The 15,670-nt window shown below is 75.0% G+C and carries 16 protein-coding genes; 8 read left to right on the top strand and 8 right to left on the bottom strand.

All coding sequences use genetic code 11. The features are described from left to right. Positions 1-23: 23 nt before the first annotated feature. The 6 genes from J5O08_RS02560 to J5O08_RS02535 all read right to left on the bottom strand — a co-directional run bounded on the left by J5O08_RS02560 (position 24) and on the right by J5O08_RS02535 (position 3,585). The gene (locus J5O08_RS02560) at positions 24-275 is read right to left on the bottom strand and encodes a hypothetical protein (protein WP_218705285.1); all 252 of its coding nucleotides are present in this window, start codon (positions 273-275) and stop codon (positions 24-26) included. A gap of 16 nt (positions 276-291) precedes the next feature. Next, positions 292-744, bottom strand: coding sequence for a hypothetical protein (locus J5O08_RS02555; protein WP_218705284.1), 453 nt, complete (start codon positions 742-744; stop codon positions 292-294). A gap of 209 nt (positions 745-953) precedes the next feature. Further along, a complete protein-coding gene (locus J5O08_RS02550; protein WP_218705283.1) occupies positions 954-1,709 on the bottom strand; it encodes a hypothetical protein in 756 nt (251 codons plus the stop codon). Positions 1,710-2,086: 377 nt separating this feature from the next. After that, positions 2,087-2,782, bottom strand: a complete 696-nt coding sequence (gene purQ, locus J5O08_RS02545) for a phosphoribosylformylglycinamidine synthase subunit PurQ (RefSeq protein WP_217614538.1) — start codon at positions 2,780-2,782, stop codon at positions 2,087-2,089. After that, positions 2,782-3,069, bottom strand: a complete 288-nt coding sequence (gene purS, locus J5O08_RS02540) for a phosphoribosylformylglycinamidine synthase subunit PurS (RefSeq protein WP_154729127.1) — start codon at positions 3,067-3,069, stop codon at positions 2,782-2,784. Before purS ends, purQ begins: the two co-directional genes overlap by 1 nt. A gap of 78 nt (positions 3,070-3,147) precedes the next feature. Continuing rightward, positions 3,148-3,585, bottom strand: a complete 438-nt coding sequence (locus tag J5O08_RS02535; RefSeq protein ID WP_218705282.1) for a hypothetical protein — start codon at positions 3,583-3,585, stop codon at positions 3,148-3,150. Positions 3,586-3,791: 206 nt separating this feature from the next. Here J5O08_RS02535 and J5O08_RS02530 point away from each other — a divergent pair, with 206 nt between their 5' ends. Further along, positions 3,792-4,355, top strand: coding sequence for a cysteine hydrolase family protein (locus tag J5O08_RS02530; protein ID WP_218705281.1), 564 nt, complete (start codon positions 3,792-3,794; stop codon positions 4,353-4,355). A 37-nt stretch (positions 4,356-4,392) separates the two neighbouring features. On the opposite strand, the gene J5O08_RS02525 is transcribed toward J5O08_RS02530, so the two are convergent. Further along, a complete protein-coding gene (locus J5O08_RS02525) occupies positions 4,393-5,877 on the bottom strand; it encodes an amidohydrolase (protein WP_218705280.1) in 1,485 nt (494 codons plus the stop codon). Between the two features lie 73 nt (positions 5,878-5,950). Then, positions 5,951-6,679, bottom strand: coding sequence for an FMN-binding negative transcriptional regulator (locus J5O08_RS02520; protein WP_218705279.1), 729 nt, complete (start codon positions 6,677-6,679; stop codon positions 5,951-5,953). Positions 6,680-6,969: 290 nt separating this feature from the next. Here J5O08_RS02520 and J5O08_RS02515 point away from each other — a divergent pair, with 290 nt between their 5' ends. From J5O08_RS02515 to J5O08_RS02485, 7 genes are all read left to right on the top strand, one after another. Further along, positions 6,970-8,586 carry an ABC transporter substrate-binding protein gene (locus J5O08_RS02515; RefSeq protein WP_218705278.1) on the top strand — a complete coding sequence of 539 codons (1,617 nt, stop codon included), beginning with the start codon at positions 6,970-6,972 and terminating at the stop codon, positions 8,584-8,586. Between the two features lie 52 nt (positions 8,587-8,638). Beyond that, positions 8,639-10,039: a M14 family zinc carboxypeptidase gene (locus J5O08_RS02510; RefSeq protein ID WP_218705277.1), complete on the top strand. Its 1,401-nt coding sequence runs from the start codon at positions 8,639-8,641 to the stop codon at positions 10,037-10,039. Beyond that, the gene (locus J5O08_RS02505; RefSeq protein WP_217614532.1) at positions 10,036-10,962 is read left to right on the top strand and encodes an ABC transporter permease; all 927 of its coding nucleotides are present in this window, start codon (positions 10,036-10,038) and stop codon (positions 10,960-10,962) included. Before J5O08_RS02510 ends, J5O08_RS02505 begins: the two co-directional genes overlap by 4 nt. Then, a complete protein-coding gene (locus J5O08_RS02500; RefSeq protein WP_218705276.1) occupies positions 10,955-11,860 on the top strand; it encodes an ABC transporter permease in 906 nt (301 codons plus the stop codon). The genes J5O08_RS02505 and J5O08_RS02500 overlap by 8 nt, the downstream gene beginning before the upstream one ends. Positions 11,861-11,931: 71 nt before the next feature. Next, complete coding sequence (locus J5O08_RS02495) at positions 11,932-13,368, top strand: serine hydrolase (RefSeq protein WP_218705275.1); 1,437 nt, start codon at positions 11,932-11,934, stop codon at positions 13,366-13,368. Between the two features lie 5 nt (positions 13,369-13,373). Further along, complete coding sequence (locus tag J5O08_RS02490; protein ID WP_218705274.1) at positions 13,374-13,886, top strand: GbsR/MarR family transcriptional regulator; 513 nt, start codon at positions 13,374-13,376, stop codon at positions 13,884-13,886. Next, positions 13,883-15,559, top strand: coding sequence for an ABC transporter ATP-binding protein (locus J5O08_RS02485; protein ID WP_218705273.1), 1,677 nt, complete (start codon positions 13,883-13,885; stop codon positions 15,557-15,559). Before J5O08_RS02490 ends, J5O08_RS02485 begins: the two co-directional genes overlap by 4 nt. Positions 15,560-15,670 lie beyond the last annotated feature (111 nt).

Here is a 15,670-nt window from a genome sequence, read left to right as displayed (position 1 = left end):
AGGCTACGGACGCGGCCCGGCCGTCAGAGATCGTTCGCCCCGGCGATCACGAAACCGACACCGACCAGCACGAACATCCCCCCGCCGAGCCGCTGCAGGAGCACGTGCCGGCGCCGGGTCGGCTCGCCGTCGCGCCTGTCCAGCGCGAACCGCGTGCGGTCGAGGCGTCCGAGCACCCCGGCCAGGCCGGCGACCGCCACGACGACGCCGATGACGACGAGCGGCCAGCCGTTCAGCAGGGGACCGAGGGTGCCGGGATCCCGGCGTCCCCGCACGTCGGACCCCCGGGAGTCAGGGGTAGGTGCCCTCGGGCGCCGGACGGCGGGGGCGGTCCTGCTCCGGGCGCCAGCGCGCCCACGCGGTCGCCGCCGCGAGGGTCAGCGGCAGGCCGACGAGCAGCGCCGACCACCCGAGCACCGCGGGCGCGAACGCCACCGCGACTCCGCCGGTGGCGAGGACCGCGCCCAGGAGGGTCGACCCCACCCCGGTGACCGCGACGGCGACGACCCGGGCCCGGGGGCGGCGGGGGTCACCGGCCGGCGGCAGGCGGCGCGCGACGGCCAGCACCCCGGCGCCGACCAGGCCGCCCAGCAGCGCGGCCGGCACCGCGCCCAGCAGGAGGATCAGCACCGCGTACCCGAGGAACCCGGCGCGGGCGTCGGGGTCGCCGGTCCCCGTGAGCGCGACCAGCCACACGGCCAGCAGCAGCACGCCCAGGACCGACCAGTGCCACACCCGCGTCATGGGAGCCCACCGTACCGACAGCCACGGTCACGGCCGACGGCCTCCGAGCCGGACCTCCCGGGTCGGGCCCTCGCCCGGGCCCCGGGTCGGTGCGGGTGCTGGTGCCGGTGCGACGGTGGAAGGTTGTGACGGACACGCCGGCGGCGCGTCCGTCACAACCTTCCACCGTCGGGGTCGATCGGAGTCGGTCGGGGTCGGGGCGCCGGAGGTCAGGCCACCAGCGCGCGGAGCTCCGCCTCGACCTCGGCGCCGCCGGCCAGGGGGTGCAGGACCACGCCGTCGACGCCCGCGCGCCGGGCGACCTCGCCGACCTCGGCGACGAGCCGGTCCGCGGTCGTGACGACGCGGGTGTCGGCGGGCGCCCACGACAGCCCGGCGAGGGCGTCGAGGTACTCCAGGTGCGACCTCTTCCGGCGGGCGGTGCGCTCGTCACCGGCGAGCACGACCTCCAGGTCGAGCAGCACCCGGACCGCGGACCGGTCGCGGCCGACCTCGGCGAGGGCGTCCTCGACGAGGGCGGCCACCCGGGCGAGCGCCCCGACGGAGGGCACCGCGACGGAGAAGCCGAGCCGGATGACGTCGGCGGTGCGGGCGGCCACGGCGATCCCCGACTCCGACTCCGGCCGGGCCTCGACGGTCCGCACGCCGTAGGCCGGGGCGCCGACGTGCACGACCGGCGCGCGCTCCGCGTCCGGTGCGAGCTGGTCCGCCGCCGTCGGGGCGCTGGTCCCCACCCGACTCTCGCGCTGTGCGCCGAGGGATCGGGCGGCGTCGCGAGGATCCGCGGGTGCCCGGAGCGGGGACACCGGGGCGCGACCGGGGGCCAGGGCCGGGGCGGCGTGCGCCGGGGCGGGCGCGAGGTCCGGGGTGGCGGGCGCGCGGCGGGTCGGGACGACGCGGCGGGCGGCGGCGGGGACGTGACGGGTGGCGACCGCGAGCGCGCGGTCCAGCACGGGCTGAGCCATGGGGGTGGTGTCCTCGGGGTGAGGCGGGTGCGCGGCGAGGGCCGTCCGGCCGCGGGCGCGCGAGGGTGTCAGCTCAGCGACAACACACCCGGCTCAGGAACACGCGGGCAGCCTAACCGCGCCCCGCCGGACGAGGCAGCACCGTGTCCACATCCCGGGCGCACGTGACGCGACCCGGCCGCGACCCGACGGCCGCCGCCCACGACCCGAAAGCCGACCGCGAGCGTGCACTCGACGCGTCGAGCGAGTATCCGCTGACTACTCGCTCGACGCGTCGGATACTCGCTCGACGCTCGACGGCCGCAGCCGGCGGCGCGGAGCCGCGGGGACGCGCGAGCGCCCCGGACCCGCGGGGTCCGGGGCGCCGAGCGTCCGGGTCAGGAGACGAGCGCGCGCATCACCGAGGTGAAGAACCGCAGGCCGTCCGTGCCGGAGCGCGGGCCGCGGGCGCCGTCCGGGCCGAAGCCCGCCTCGACGGCGTGCTCGGGGTGCGGCATGAGGCCGACGACGTTGCCGCGCGCGTTGCTGATGCCGGCGATCCCGCGCCGCGACCCGTTCGGGTTCACGTCCTCGTAGCGGAACACGACCCGGCCCTCGCCCTCGAGCTCGTCGAGGGTGTGCTCGTCGGCGACGTACTGGCCGTCCTGGTTCTTGAGCGGGATCGTGATCCGCTCGCCCGCGGCGTACTCGCTCGTCCAGGCGGTGTCGGCGCGCTCGACGGACAGCACCTGCTCGCGGCAGACGAAGTGCAGGTGGTCGTTCTTGATCATCGAGCCGGGCAGCAGGTGCGCCTCGGTGAGGACCTGGAAGCCGTTGCAGATGCCGAGCACGGGCATGCCCTTGCCGGCGGCCTCGACGACCTCGCCCATCACGGGCGCGAACCGGCTGATCGCGCCGGCGCGCAGGTAGTCGCCGTAGGAGAACCCGCCGGGCAGGACCACGGCGTCGACGCCGCGCAGGTCCGCGTCGGCGTGCCAGAGCGCGACGGGCTCGGCCCCGGCGAGGCGCACGGCGCGCGCGGCGTCGCGGTCGTCCAGGGTGCCCGGGAAGGTGACGACGCCGATCTTGGTCATCAGGCCAGGCCCTCGGACAGCACGGTCCCGGCCGCGTCGGCCTCGGAGTCGGCCACGCGGACGACGTCCTCGATCACCGGGTTCGACAGCACCTGGGTCGCGGCCTCGGCGGCGGCGGCCAGCACCTCGGGGGTGACCGGGCCGTCGACCTCGAGCTCGAACCGCTTGCCCTGGCGAACGGAGGTGAACTGGCCGAACCCGAGCCGCGGCAGCGCCCCGGCGACGGCCTTGCCCTGCGGGTCGAGGATCTCCGGCTTGGGCATCACATCGACGACGACTCGTCCCACGGGTGAGCTCCCTGGTTCGCGGCGGTGGGGATGGTCACAGCGTACCGATCCCGCGGGGTGCCTCCGCGCGCGCGTCCGTCAGGCGGCGCGGACCACCCCGACGTGCGCGTTCCCGCCGCCGGTCAGGTAGGCCATGATCGCCGGGTTGTCCGAGGTGGCGAGGTCGGTGGAGTACCCGACGACGACCACGGCCCAGCCGCGGTCGAGCAGCGCGTCCAGCCAGGCGTCGTCGTGCTCGGCCGCGAGCTCGGTCTCGTCCCCGACCCAGAGCGTCGCCCAGCCGCCGGCGGCGGTGAGCGACGCGCGGTAGTCGTCGACCTCGCGCAGCGCGGCGGCGTCGGTTCCGGACAGGCCCAGCGCGGCGGCGTACCGCTCGAGCCGCGGCACGACCCCGGGCTCGCGGCGGGTCGGGTGCACGACCCAGCACGCGACGGGGCGGCCGTCCCGGGGGTGGTACCCGAGCGCGGTGCGGCCGCCGATGCCGTGGGGGGCGAGGACGTGCAGGTCAGAGTGCATATGTGCGGGGACGTTACGACCCGGTAGCCCGCGTGTCCTGGGACGTCTGGGTGGTAGCACCCACCCCCGTGGGGCGGACCACCCGATCGGTCGACGCCGTCCGGGTGGGTGGGCGTCACCCAGGCACGTGCCGTGGCAGGGGATCGACGGAGATCGGCGCCCGCACCCCTGTCGGACCGAGCCGGAGGACCAGCACGATTCCCCCCATGGACCTCTCCCCCGACGCCGCCCTGGTCGTGATCGACGTGCAGCAGGGCTTCGACGACGCCGCCTTCTGGGGCCGGCGCGACAACCCCGACGCCGAGCGGAACATCGGCGCCCTCGTCGACGCGTGGCGGCGCACCGGCCGCCCGGTCGTGGTCGTGCAGCACGCCTCCCGGACCTCGCCGCCCCTGCACGCCGGCACGCCCGGCTACGACCTCAAGCCCGTCGTCGCCGACGTCGAGCCCGCGCTGCACGTCACGAAGTCGGTGAACTCGGCGTTCTACGGCGAGCCGGACCTGCACGCGTGGCTGACCGGCGCCGGGATCCGGCAGCTCGTGCTCTGCGGCATCCAGACCAACATGTGCGTCGAGACCACCGCGCGGATGGCCGGGAACCTCGGCTACGACGTGCTGCTGCCGATCGACGCCGCGCACACCTTCGACCTCGCGGGCCCCGACGGCGCGGTGCTGTCCGCGGAGGACCTGACCCGCGCGACGGCCACCAGCCTGCACGGCGGCGGGTTCGCCCGGGTGGTGCGGGCGGCGGAGGTGGTCGCCGCGGCCTGAGGGCCGGGTCCGCCCGGGCGGCCGGACCCGGCCGTCGTCAGAACGCCCGGTGCGTCCAGCGCCCGCCGAGCAGCGTGCCCGCGACCGGCATCTCGCGCAGCGGCGCCCCCGCGGACAGCGGGTCGGCGTCCAGCACCGCCAGGTCGGCCGGCGCCCCGACCGCGAGCGTCAGCGGCTGCCCGTCCACCGACGACCGCAGCGCGGTGAGCAGGTCGAGCCGCTGCTCCGGGTGCCACGGCTCGCGCCCGTCCCGGGTCCGCTCGACGGCCGCGGACACCGCGACCCACGGGTCCAGCGGGGCGACCGGCGCGTCCGAGCCGAGCACCAGCTCGACGCCCGCGGCGGCGAGCGAGGCCAGCGCGAACGCCCGCCCGGTGCGGCCGGCCCAGTGCCGGTCGGCGACGTCACGGTCGTCCATGGCGTGCTCGGGCTGCACGGAGGCCACCACGCCGAGCGCGGCGAACCGCGCCACGTCGGCGTCGGTGAGCAGCTGGGCGTGCTCGACGGACCCGCGGGCGCCGGACGCGGCGAACGCGTCCAGGGCCAGGGTGTTCGCGTGGTCGCCGATCGCGTGGATCGCACAGGTCAGACCCTTGCGGGTCGCGTGCGCCATGAGCGGGACCAGGTGCTCGGGTGGCACGGACAGCACGCCGTGCGCGTCGGCGCCGGACAGGCCGGGGTACGGGTCGTGGCAGAACGCGGTGCGGGTGTTCAGCGACCCGTCCGTCACCACCTTGAGCGGGCCCTGCTGGAGCAGCCCGCCGGTGCCGACGACCACGTCGCCGGAGCGCAGCTCCTCGGCCAGCACGCGGTCCAGGTACGGCTCCCAGACGCCCGCGCGGACCCGGAGCGCGTCGTTGCCCGCGGCGATCCGGCGGCGCCACGGCGTGAGGTTCTCGGTGATCTCGAGCTCGACCACGCCCACCACGCCCCGCGCGGCGGCCGCCCGGGACGCCTCGGCCACCCACTCGTCGGCGACGTCGTCCCGCACGTGGTCGACGACGCTGGTCAGCGGCAGCCACTCGGCCTCGCGCAGCAGCCCGGTCGGGTGAGCGGGCACGCCCGCGTACCGCAGGCCGGCGGTGCTGAACCAGGCGCAGTGCAGGTCGCCGGACACCAGGATCACCGGCACGTCGCCGACCGCGGCGTCGAGCAGCTCCGCGGTGGGGGCGTCCGGCCACAGCCCGTCGCGGAACCCGTAGCCGACCAGCGCGGTGCCCGGGGTGAGCGGCCGCGCGGCGAGCCGGTCGAGCACGATCCGGATCGCGTGCGCCGCGGAGGTCGCGGCCGAGACGTCGAGCCGCTGCCGGGCGAGCGCCCACTGCGTCATGTGGGTGTGCGCGTCCCAGAGGCCCGGCATGACGGTGCGACCGCCGAGGTCGACCTGCTCGACGCCCGCGCCGGCCCCGCGCCCGAGGTCCGGCCCGACGGCGTGCACCCGGCCGTCCCGCAGCAGCACGTCGACGGTGCGGGCGGCACCCACCAGGCGGGCGTGGGTCAGGACGAGCGGTGCGGTGCTCACGGCGGTGGGTCTCCGTTCGGGATGAGGGCCGGCACCGGCGCCGGCCCGGGGTCATGCGCGGGTCAACCGCGCATCAGGTCCAGTCCGGGCGGCGGTCGAGCTCGGCCCGCATCTCGGCCGCGAGCGCCGGGTCGGCGTAGTGCGGGTCGGTCCCCAGGTGCTCGACCACGCGCTCGGCGACGGCGCGCGGCTTGTCCTGGCTGAGCTTGGCCTTGCCCTGCCACCGGGTCACCGACAGCCGGAACCCGACGGCGCCGGGCGCGATCCGGCGGGCGTAGCCCTCGACGTCGGGCATCCGGACCGGGTCGGGCATCGGCGCCTCGTACCGGTCGACGGTCGCGCCCATGACGGCGTAGGAGTCCTCGGCGTCGAGCAGCTCGAGCGTGCCGTACAGGTGCACGGCGAGGTAGTTCCAGGTGGGCACCGCCGGGGCGTAGCCGTACCAGCCGGGCGACACGTAGCCGTACGGACCCTCGACGACCAGCAGGTGCTCCCGGCCGGACCCGACCTGGTGCAGCAGCTCGTCGGGCCGGCCCAGGTGGCTGAGCACCGCGAGCGGCGCCGACGGCACCGTGAACCGGTCGGGCAGGCCGTGCGCATCCCGGGCAGGCCGCGCAGCGGGGGCCGTCGCGTCCCCGGCCGCGCCGGACGGCAGCGTCACGTCCTCGGCCAGCAGCACCGGCACGTGCGAGGCCACCGGTCCGTCGTCGGTCACGGAGACGAGCGTCGCCCACCCGTGGGCCCGCACCAGGTCGCGTACGCGCCCCTCGTCGGTCAGCACGTAGTCCGTCGTGTGGATCACGCGGCCCATCGAACCACCACGCACCCCTCGGGCGGCACCCACGCCCTGTGTCACGCACGTAAAACTTTCATTGCCTACTGAACTCTCAGCATCCCGGCTATTGACTCCACCACGGGGTCCCGGGGTTGACTGTCCGGCACCGCCGCCGGGCGCAGACCCGGCCCCCGGCCCGCGCCGTCCCACCCCCGACGCCGCGCGACCGGCCACCCGGCAGAGCCGCCGACCCCGCTCCCCGTGCACTCCCCCGCCCCGGCGGCCCCTGCCGCCGCTCCCCCTGCAGTGGAGGACCCATGAGAACGACCCGGATCCGGCTCGCGGCCGGTGCCGCCGTGCTGGCGCTCGCCCTGGCCGCCTGCTCCGGCGGCGGTGGTGACGACTCCGCCGACACCAGCGCGACGGGCTCGGGAGGCGGCGCGATCCGCGTCGCCGTGACCGACCCGATCCAGCTGATCCCCGGCCGCCAGTCGATCGCCTTCGACTTCAACATGGCCGTCTGGGCCCCGCTGACCTGGATCGACGACGCCGGCGAGCTGACGTACGTGGCGGCCGACTCCGTCGAGTCGGAGGACGGCACCACCTGGACGATCACGCTGAAGGACGGCTGGACCTTCCACGACGGGACGCCGGTGACGGCGCAGTCCTACGTGGACGCCTGGAACGCGGTGGCCTACGGCCCGAACGCGTGGGAGAACTCCGGCCAGCTCGCGAACGTCGTGGGCTACGCCGACCTCAACCCCGCCGAGGGCGAGCCGACGACCACCGAGATGTCCGGCCTGCAGGTGGTCGACGACACCACGTTCACCGTCACGCTCACCGGCCCCGACGGCCAGTTCCCCATGCAGCTCAGCCAGGCGCAGACGGCGTTCTACCCGATGCCGGAGTCCGCGTTCGACGACTTCGACGCGTACAACGTGCACCCGGTCGGCAACGGCCCGTTCGAGGTCGAGACGGACTACGCCGAGAACGAGGAGATGACCGTCACGGCGTACGCCGACTACCAGGGCCCCGCCCCGACGGTCGACGCGATCACGTTCGTGCCGTACACCGACACCACCACCGCCTACACCGACGTGCAGGCCGGCAACATCGACGTCGCGGGCGTCCCGGTGGCGCGCCAGACCCAGGCCTCGGCCGACTTCGGCGACCGGCTCTACACCTTCGAGGCCGCGGGCATCTCCTACCTCGGCCTGCCGCTGTGGGACGCGCGCTACTCGGACGTCCGGGTGCGCCAGGCGATCTCGATGGCGATCGACCGGGACACGATCAACGACGTCATCTACGGCGGCCTGTTCACGCCGGCCACCGCGCTGACCCCGGCCGTCGAGGCCGGCACGCCCGAGGGCATCTGCGCGGAGTACTGCGAGTACGACCCCGAGGGCGCCAAGGCCCTGCTCGAGGAGGCCGGCGGGTTCGACGGCACGATCGACATCTACTTCCCGGGCGGGTCCGGCCTGGACGAGCTGTACACGGCCATCGCCAACCAGCTCCGGCAGAACCTGGGCGTGGACGCGGTCGCGACCCCGAGCACCGACTGGGCCGAGTTCGCCGACAAGCGGACCGCGGGCGACATCGCCGGGCCGTTCTTCTCCCGGTGGGGCGCGCTGTACCCGAGCCAGCAGAACACCCTCCGGGCGTTCTACGTCGAGGGCGGCGGCTGCCCGAACTGCATCCCGTACTACGAGCCCGAGGTGACCGACCTGATCGCGGCCGCCGACGCCGAGGTGGACGCGGACGCCGCGGCCGAGGCCTACGCGGCCGTGCACGAGCGGATCCTCGAGGACTTCCCGGCCCCGCCGCTGTTCTTCGAGACCTACTCCTACGTGGTGTCCGACCGGGTGGCCGAGCTGCCCACGTCGGCGGTCGGCAACCCGACGTACACCCAGGTCGTCCTCGCCGAGGGCGCATGATCACGCCCCACGAAATCGCTCGCTGCGCTCCCGATTCCGCGGGGGCCCCGACATGAGCCAGGGCACCCTCCCGGCGGGCTCGCTCGAGGACGTCCTCGAGCGGGCCCGCCGGGTCCCCCCGATGTCCGGCTTCCCCCCGGTCGACGAGCTGCTGGCCTGGTTCGGCACGCTCGCGGCCGACCACCCGCGGCTCGTCACCGAGCGGCGGATCGGCACCTCCCGCCTCGGCGAGCCGATCCCGATGTTCTCGGTCGGCTCCGGGCCGCGGTCGCACCTGCTGTTCGCGGGCGTGCACCCGAACGAGCCGATCGGGTTCCGGACGCTCCAGCACCTCGCCTCGGAGCTGGTGGCCGACCCCGACCTGCTCGCGCGGTCCGGCGCCACCTGGCACCTGGTCCCGTGCATCGACCCGGACGGCACCCGGCTGAACGAGTCCTGGTTCGCCGACCCGTCCGACCGCACCGCGTACTCCCGGCGGTTCTACCGGCCCGCGCCGTCCGAGCAGGTCGAGTGGACGTTCCCGTTCGCCTACAAGGACGCGTACTTCGACGACGTCATCCCCGAGACCCAGGCGCTCATGCGCGTGATCGACGACGTGCGGCCGGAGCTCATGGTCAGCCTGCACAACGCGGAGCTCGGCGGCGTCTACTACTACCTGTCCGAGGAGGTGCCGGGGGCCGTCGACGCGCTGCACGCCGTCCCCCGCACGCTCGGCCTGCCGCTCGACGTCGGCGAGCCGGAGTCCCCGTCGATCCGGTCGATCGCCCCCGCGGTGTTCCACATGTCCAGCACCCGCGAGGAGTACGACTACCTCGAGTCGCTGGGCCTGGCCGCGGCGACGATGGTCGGCGGCGAGTCCTCCAGCGCCTACGCGCGCCGGCACGGCACCGTCTCGCTGGTCGCGGAGCTGCCGTACTGGTCGCACCCGCTCGCCGACGACACCACCCCGACCTCGGCGGACTACGCCGACGTGGTGCGCGCCAAGGGCGAGGAGCTCGTCGACCTCGGCGCGACGCTGACCGGCCTGCTCGAGGACGCCCGGCCCGACCTCACGCTGCGATCGCCGTTCCTGCGGGCGAGCGAGGCGTTCGTGCCGATGATGGGCGAGGGCGGCCGCGCCGAGCTGCTGCGGGCCGAGCGCCCGGAGCTGCGCCGCGCCGCCACCGCGGCCGAGGTGTTCAGCAACGAGGACGTCGTCCGGTGCTTCCGGCTGCGGTTCGGGGGCATGCTGCTGCGGGCGCTCGACGCGGAGGTCCACGCCGGGATCGCCACGGCGCGGGTCCGGCGGGTCGCCGACCGGGCGCGCGAGGTCTACGACGGCTGGGTCGCGGAGGCGGACTCGCTCACGGGGCTGACCGTGCTGCCGGTCGAGCAGCTGGTCGGCGTGCAGTACGGCGCCACGCTGGCGATGTCGCAGGTGCTGGCGGCGCGGACCGCGGGCGGCGCGTCGTGAGCCGGTACGCGGTGCGCCGCGCCGTCGAGCTCCTGATCGTGTTCCTCGGCGTCACGCTGGTCATCTACCTCATGGTGTTCGCGCTGCCCGGCGACCCGATCCGGTCCCTCGGTGGCGACCGGCCGCTGCCGGACAACGTCGTCGCCGAGCTGCGGTCCCGGTACCACCTGGACGAGCCCGTGCTCCAGCAGTACGCCCGGTACCTGGGCGGCCTGTTCACCGGCGACCTCGGCACCAACTTCAGCGGCCAGTCGGTCGCGGGGCGCATGGAGTCCCGGTGGCCGGTCACGATCACCCTGGCGCTGACCGCGTGGGGCATCGAGGTCGTCCTCGGCGTGCTGCTCGGCCTGTTCGCGGGCCTGCGCCGCGGCCGCGCCGGCGACCGGTTCGTCCTGGCCGGCACCATCCTCGCGACCAGCATCCCGGTGTTCGTGGTCGCGGTGACCGCGCAGCTCGTGCTCGGCGTGCGGCTCGGCTGGTTCCCGGTCGCGGGGACGAGCGACGGCTGGCCGACCTCCTACCTGCTGCCCGCGGCCGTCATCGCCGTGTTCGGCCTCGCCTCGGTCACCCGGCTCATGCGCGGCTCGGTGGTCGACACGCTGCAGTCCGACTTCGTGCGGACCCTGCGGGCCAAGGGCCTGCGGGAGCGGCAGGTCGTCGGCGTGCACGTGATGCGGAACTCCGCGATCCCGGTGCTGACCTTCCTGGCCATCGACCTCGGCTACCTGCTCGGCGGCACCGTCGTCGTGGAGGGCGTGTTCAACCTGCCGGGCGTCGGCCAGCTGCTGTTCCAGGCGATCCGCGCGCACGAGGGGCCGACCGTCGTCGGCGTCTCCACCGCGCTGATCATCATCTTCCTGCTGACGAACCTGGTCGTGGACCTGCTGTCGTCGGTGCTCGACCCGAGGATCCGCCATGAGTGACACCCTCACCGCGACCGCGGCCACCGAGGTCGACGCGGACGCCCCCGCGGCGCCGCGCGGCGTCTGGCGCACGCTGCGCCGCCGCCCGCTGTTCTGGCTGTGCGCCGGGGTGCTCGGCGTGCTGCTGCTGATCGCCGTCGCCCCGTCCTGGTTCGCCGGCTGGTTCGGCCAGCCCGACCCGCGGGCCTGCAACCTGTCCGACAGCGCGCTGCGCCCGGGCGGCGAGCACGTGTTCGGCACCGACGTGCAGGGCTGCGACGTGTACGCCAACGTCATCTACGGCACCCAGGCCTCGCTGACCGTCGGCGTGCTCGCGACCGCCGTGGCCCTGCTGGTCGCCCTGGTGGTCGGCACCGCCGCGGGGTTCTACGGCGGGATCGCCGACCGGCTGATCGCCCGGCTGACCGACGTCTTCCTCGGCTTCCCGTTCCTGCTCGGCGCGGTCGTGGTGCTCACCTCGATCGGCACCCGGTCCGCCGTCACGGTCGCCCTGGTGCTCGCGCTGTTCTCCTGGCCGACCATGGCGCGGCTCGTCCGCGGCTCCGTCCGCGCCGTCCGCGACGCCCCGTACGTCGAGGCGGCCAAGGCGATGGGCCTGCGGGACCGGCGGATCATCGCGCGGTACGTGCTGCCCAACTCGATCGGCCCGGTGCTCGCCGTGGCCACCACGATGGTCGGCGGCGTCATCGTCTCCGAGTCGACGCTCACGTTCCTCGGCCTGGGCCTGCGCGCCCCGTCGATCTCCTGGGGGCTGCAGCTGTCCAGCGCGCAGACCTACTTCCAGACGTCCCCGCACATGCTGCTGTTCCCGAGCATCTTCCTGACCGTGACCGTCCTCGCGATGATCACGCTCGGCGACGTCCTGCGGGACGTCCTCGACCCGAAGGGCCGCGGCTGACGCCGCGCCGCCCGCACCGCACCTCGCACCACCCCTGGCACCACCCCGCACCGTCCCGAGAGGCCCACCGCATGTCCGACACGACCGCCACCCTCCGCGCCGCCGCCCCCTACCTCGCGTCGTGGGTCGACCTCCAGGGCGCGTTCCGCCGCGCCGTCGGCGTCCAGGTGGCGATCCGGTCCGGGGACGAGGTCGTGCTCGAGCACGCGTGGGGCACCGCCGACGTCACCACGGGCGAGCCGCTGCGCACCGACCACCTGTTCCGGATCGCCTCGCACTCCAAGTCGTTCACCGCGACCGCGGTGATGCGGCTGGTCGAGGCCGGCCGGCTCCGGCTGGACGACACCGTCGGGACGCACGTCGCCGGGCTGGCGGGGTCCCCGCTCGGGTCCCGCACCGTCCGCGAGCTGCTCGGCCACCAGGCCGGCGTGATCCGCGACGGCGAGCGCGGCGACTTCTGGCAGCTCGACGGTCCTTTCCCGGACGAGCCGACCCTGCTGGCGGAGCTGCGCGAGGCCGGCGAGGTCTACGGCGCGAACGAGCACTTCAAGTACTCCAACTACGGGTACGGGATCCTCGGCCTGGTCGTGGAGTCCGTGACCGGCCAGCCGTTCCGCGACCACCTGCGCGCCGCGGTGCTCGACCCGCTCGGCATGGCCGACACCGGCGCCGAGTACGACGAGGCGCTGGCCGCGCGGTACGCCGCGGGCCACACCGCCCTCCTCGACGCCGACGACCGCCGGGAGACCATCGAGCACGTCGACACCCGCGCGCTCGCCGCCGCCACCGGCCTCTACTCCACCGCCCGGGACATGACGGCGTTCGGGGCCGCGCACTTCTACGGCGACGAGTCCCTGCTGTCCGACGGCGGCAAGCGGCTGCTGCACCGCCAGGAGTCGGTGGTGAAGGTGCACGGCAAGGAGGTCGGGCGGTACGGCATCGGCCTGGACCTGCACACCATCGGCGACCGGGAGATCGTCGGGCACTCCGGCGGGTACCCGGGCCACATCACGCGCACCTACATCGACCCGGAGAAGCGGCTGGTCGTCAGCGTCCTCACCAACGCGATCGACGGCCCGGCCGACCCGATCGCCGTCGGCCTCATCAAGCTGATCGACCTCGCGCTGAACCCGCCCGCGGACGCGCCCGAGCCCGCGGCGGACGCCCGGCCGCTCGCCGAGTACACCGGCCGGTTCGGCGCCCTGTGGGGGATCACCGACATCGCCGAGCTCGGCGGCCGGCTCCTGCTGCTGCACCCCGCCGCGCCGGACCCGGTGGCCGCGTACGACGAGCTGCACGTGCGCGGGCGCGACGTGCTCGGCACGACCCGGCAGCCGGGCTTCGGGTCGGCGGGCGAGGACGTGGTCGTCGAGCGCGCGGCGGACGGGAGCATCGCCGCCGTGCGCAACGGGATGACCTCCTGGCCCCTCGACGAGTTCCGCCGCCGGCGCACCGGGATGACCCGCCGCCGGGACGCCGGTGCGCCGGTCCCGGCGTCCCTAGGCTGACCCGCATGACCAGCGACGACGCAGCATCGGCCGCCGACCTCACGATGACGCCGGAGCAGCTGGCGTGGATCGAGCAGTTCGCGCTGACCTGGGAGGGCACGAACAGCGCCCGCATGGAGGGTCGCGTGGTCGGGCTGCTGATGATCGCCGACCGCCCCTACCTGTCGTCCCAGCAGATCGCGCAGCTGCTCACCGCGAGCGCCGGTGCGGTGTCCACCGCGACCCGGCGGCTCGTGGAGGTGGGGTTCATCCAGCGGCACGCGATCGGCGGCGACCGGAACCACTACTTCCGCGTCGAGGACGACATCTGGGGGCGCTGGCTGGCGAGCGAGCGGAACTACCTGCCGCGGCTGCAGCGGGTCCTCGACGCGGCCCTCACCGGCGGCCCCGCGGAGGGGCCGGAGCGCCGGCTGCGCAACGCCCGCAACTACATGGAGTGGCTCGCGGGGTACCACCGCAAGATGCTCGCCGACTGGGAGGCCTACCGCGACGCGCAGGCCGGGACTGGAGAACCGTGACCACCGACCCGACCCCCGGCGCGGCCACGGCCGCCGCCCCCGTGCTGTCCGTGCGCGACCTGACCGTCACGTTCCGCGTCGACCGCGGGCGGAGCCCCGACGTGCACGCCGTCCGCGGCGTCTCGTTCGACCTGCACGCCGGCGAGGTGCTGGCCGTCGTCGGCGAGTCCGGCTCCGGCAAGTCCGTGTCCTCGCTCGCGGTGCTCGGCCTGCTGCCCGGCACCGCGCGGGTCACCGGCAGCGCGCGGCTCGGGGACCTGGAGCTGGTCGGCCTGGACGACCGGGCGCTGTCCGACATCCGGGGGCGCCGGGTCGCGATGATCTTCCAGGACCCGTCGAACGCGCTGGACCCGGTGTTCACCATCGGGTTCCAGCTCCGCGAGACCCTGCGCCGGCACCTGCCCGGCCTGTCCCGGGACGAGGCCCGCGCCCGCGCCGTCGAGCTGCTGCGGATGGTCGAGCTGCCCGACCCCGAGGACCGGCTCAAGTTCTACCCGCACCAGCTGTCCGGCGGGCAGGCGCAGCGGGTGATGATCGCGATGGCGCTCGCCTGCGATCCCGAGGTGCTGATCGCCGACGAGCCGACCACCGCGCTCGACGTCACCGTGCAGCAGGAGGTCCTCGACGTCCTGCGCCGGCTGCGTGCCCGCACCTCGGCGGCCGTCGTGCTCATCACGCACGACATGGGCGTGGTCGCCGACCTGGCGGACCGGGTGGTCGTCATGCGGCACGGCGAGGTCGTGGAGACGGCCGACGTCGCCGACCTGTTCGACTCCCCCGCCGCGGCCTACACGCGCACCCTCCTGGACGCCGTGCCGCGGATCGGCGCCGACGAGCGCCCGGCCGGCACCGACGCCGCCGAGCGGCCCGCGCTCAACGTCGAGAACCTGGTCGTCGAGTACCGGAACCGGAGGGGCCGCGTCGTCCGGGCCGTCGACGACGTCACGCTGCGGGTGCAGCCCGGCGAGATGCTGGCCCTGGTCGGCGAGTCGGGCTCGGGGAAGTCGACGCTCGGCCGGTGCGCCCTCGGGCTCGCGCCGCTCACGTCCGGGACCGTCGAGGTCGTCGGCACCCGGCTCGGGCGGGACACCCCGCGCGCCGTGCGGGCGGCCCGCACGCGGATCGGCGTCGTGTTCCAGAACCCGGCCGCCTCGCTCAACCCGCGGTACACGATCGGCGAGTCCGTGGCCGAGCCGCTCCGGGTGCACGCCGGCCTGCGGGGCAGCGCCCTCACCGCGCGGGTCGCCGAGCTCCTGGACGGCGTCGAGCTGCCCGCCGCCTGGGCCTCGCGCTACCCGCACGAGCTGTCCGGCGGCCAGCGGCAGCGGGTGTCGATCGCCCGGGCGGTGTCGCTGGACCCGGAGCTGCTGATCGCCGACGAACCCACCTCCGCGCTCGACGTGTCCGTGCAGGCCACCGTGCTCGAGCTGTTCCGGTCCATCCAGCAGCGGCTCCGCTTCGCGTGCCTGTTCATCAGCCACGACCTCGCGGTGGTGGACGAGCTCGCCGACCGGGTCGCGGTGATGCACCGCGGGCGGGTCGTCGAGGTGGGCGAGCGCAGCCGGGTGCTGGGGGCGCCCGAGCACGACTACACCCGGCGGCTGCTGGCGGCCGCGCCGGTGCCGGACCCCGCTGCCCAGGCGGCGCGGCGGGCGGTGCGGCTGGCGGGCTGACCAGCGCTCCCGCAACGCACGGCACGGTCGTTCCCGCCACTCGGGGATGCCCGATTCGCCCGTGATGTCGACCACATGTGTGGTTTTTCACCCGCTCTTTACCACCGAGAT

The organism is Cellulomonas sp. PS-H5 (assembly GCF_019265565.1).
Lineage (GTDB): Bacteria > Actinomycetota > Actinomycetes > Actinomycetales > Cellulomonadaceae > Cellulomonas.
The sequence above is the reverse complement of the archived record's forward strand: the minus strand, read 5'-3'. Positions and strand labels throughout refer to the sequence as shown.

Bases quoted from the DNA above. Each gene is read 5' to 3' on its own strand.
- J5O08_RS02550 (WP_218705283.1), bottom strand. From the start codon at position 1,709: ATGGCTCAGCCCGTGCTGGACCGCGCGCTCGCGGTCGCCACCCGTCAC.
- J5O08_RS02555 (WP_218705284.1), bottom strand. From the start codon at position 744: ATGACGCGGGTGTGGCACTGGTCGGTCCTGGGCGTGCTGCTGCTGGCC.
- purQ (WP_217614538.1), bottom strand. From the start codon at position 2,782: ATGACCAAGATCGGCGTCGTCACCTTCCCGGGCACCCTGGACGACCGC.
- J5O08_RS02510 (WP_218705277.1), top strand. From the start codon at position 8,639: ATGAGCCAGGGCACCCTCCCGGCGGGCTCGCTCGAGGACGTCCTCGAG.
- J5O08_RS02495 (WP_218705275.1), top strand. From the start codon at position 11,932: ATGTCCGACACGACCGCCACCCTCCGCGCCGCCGCCCCCTACCTCGCG.
- J5O08_RS02535 (WP_218705282.1), bottom strand. From the start codon at position 3,585: ATGCACTCTGACCTGCACGTCCTCGCCCCCCACGGCATCGGCGGCCGC.
- J5O08_RS02530 (WP_218705281.1), top strand. From the start codon at position 3,792: ATGGACCTCTCCCCCGACGCCGCCCTGGTCGTGATCGACGTGCAGCAG.
- J5O08_RS02515 (WP_218705278.1), top strand. From the start codon at position 6,970: ATGAGAACGACCCGGATCCGGCTCGCGGCCGGTGCCGCCGTGCTGGCG.
- J5O08_RS02500 (WP_218705276.1), top strand. From the start codon at position 10,955: ATGAGTGACACCCTCACCGCGACCGCGGCCACCGAGGTCGACGCGGAC.
- J5O08_RS02490 (WP_218705274.1), top strand. From the start codon at position 13,374: ATGACCAGCGACGACGCAGCATCGGCCGCCGACCTCACGATGACGCCG.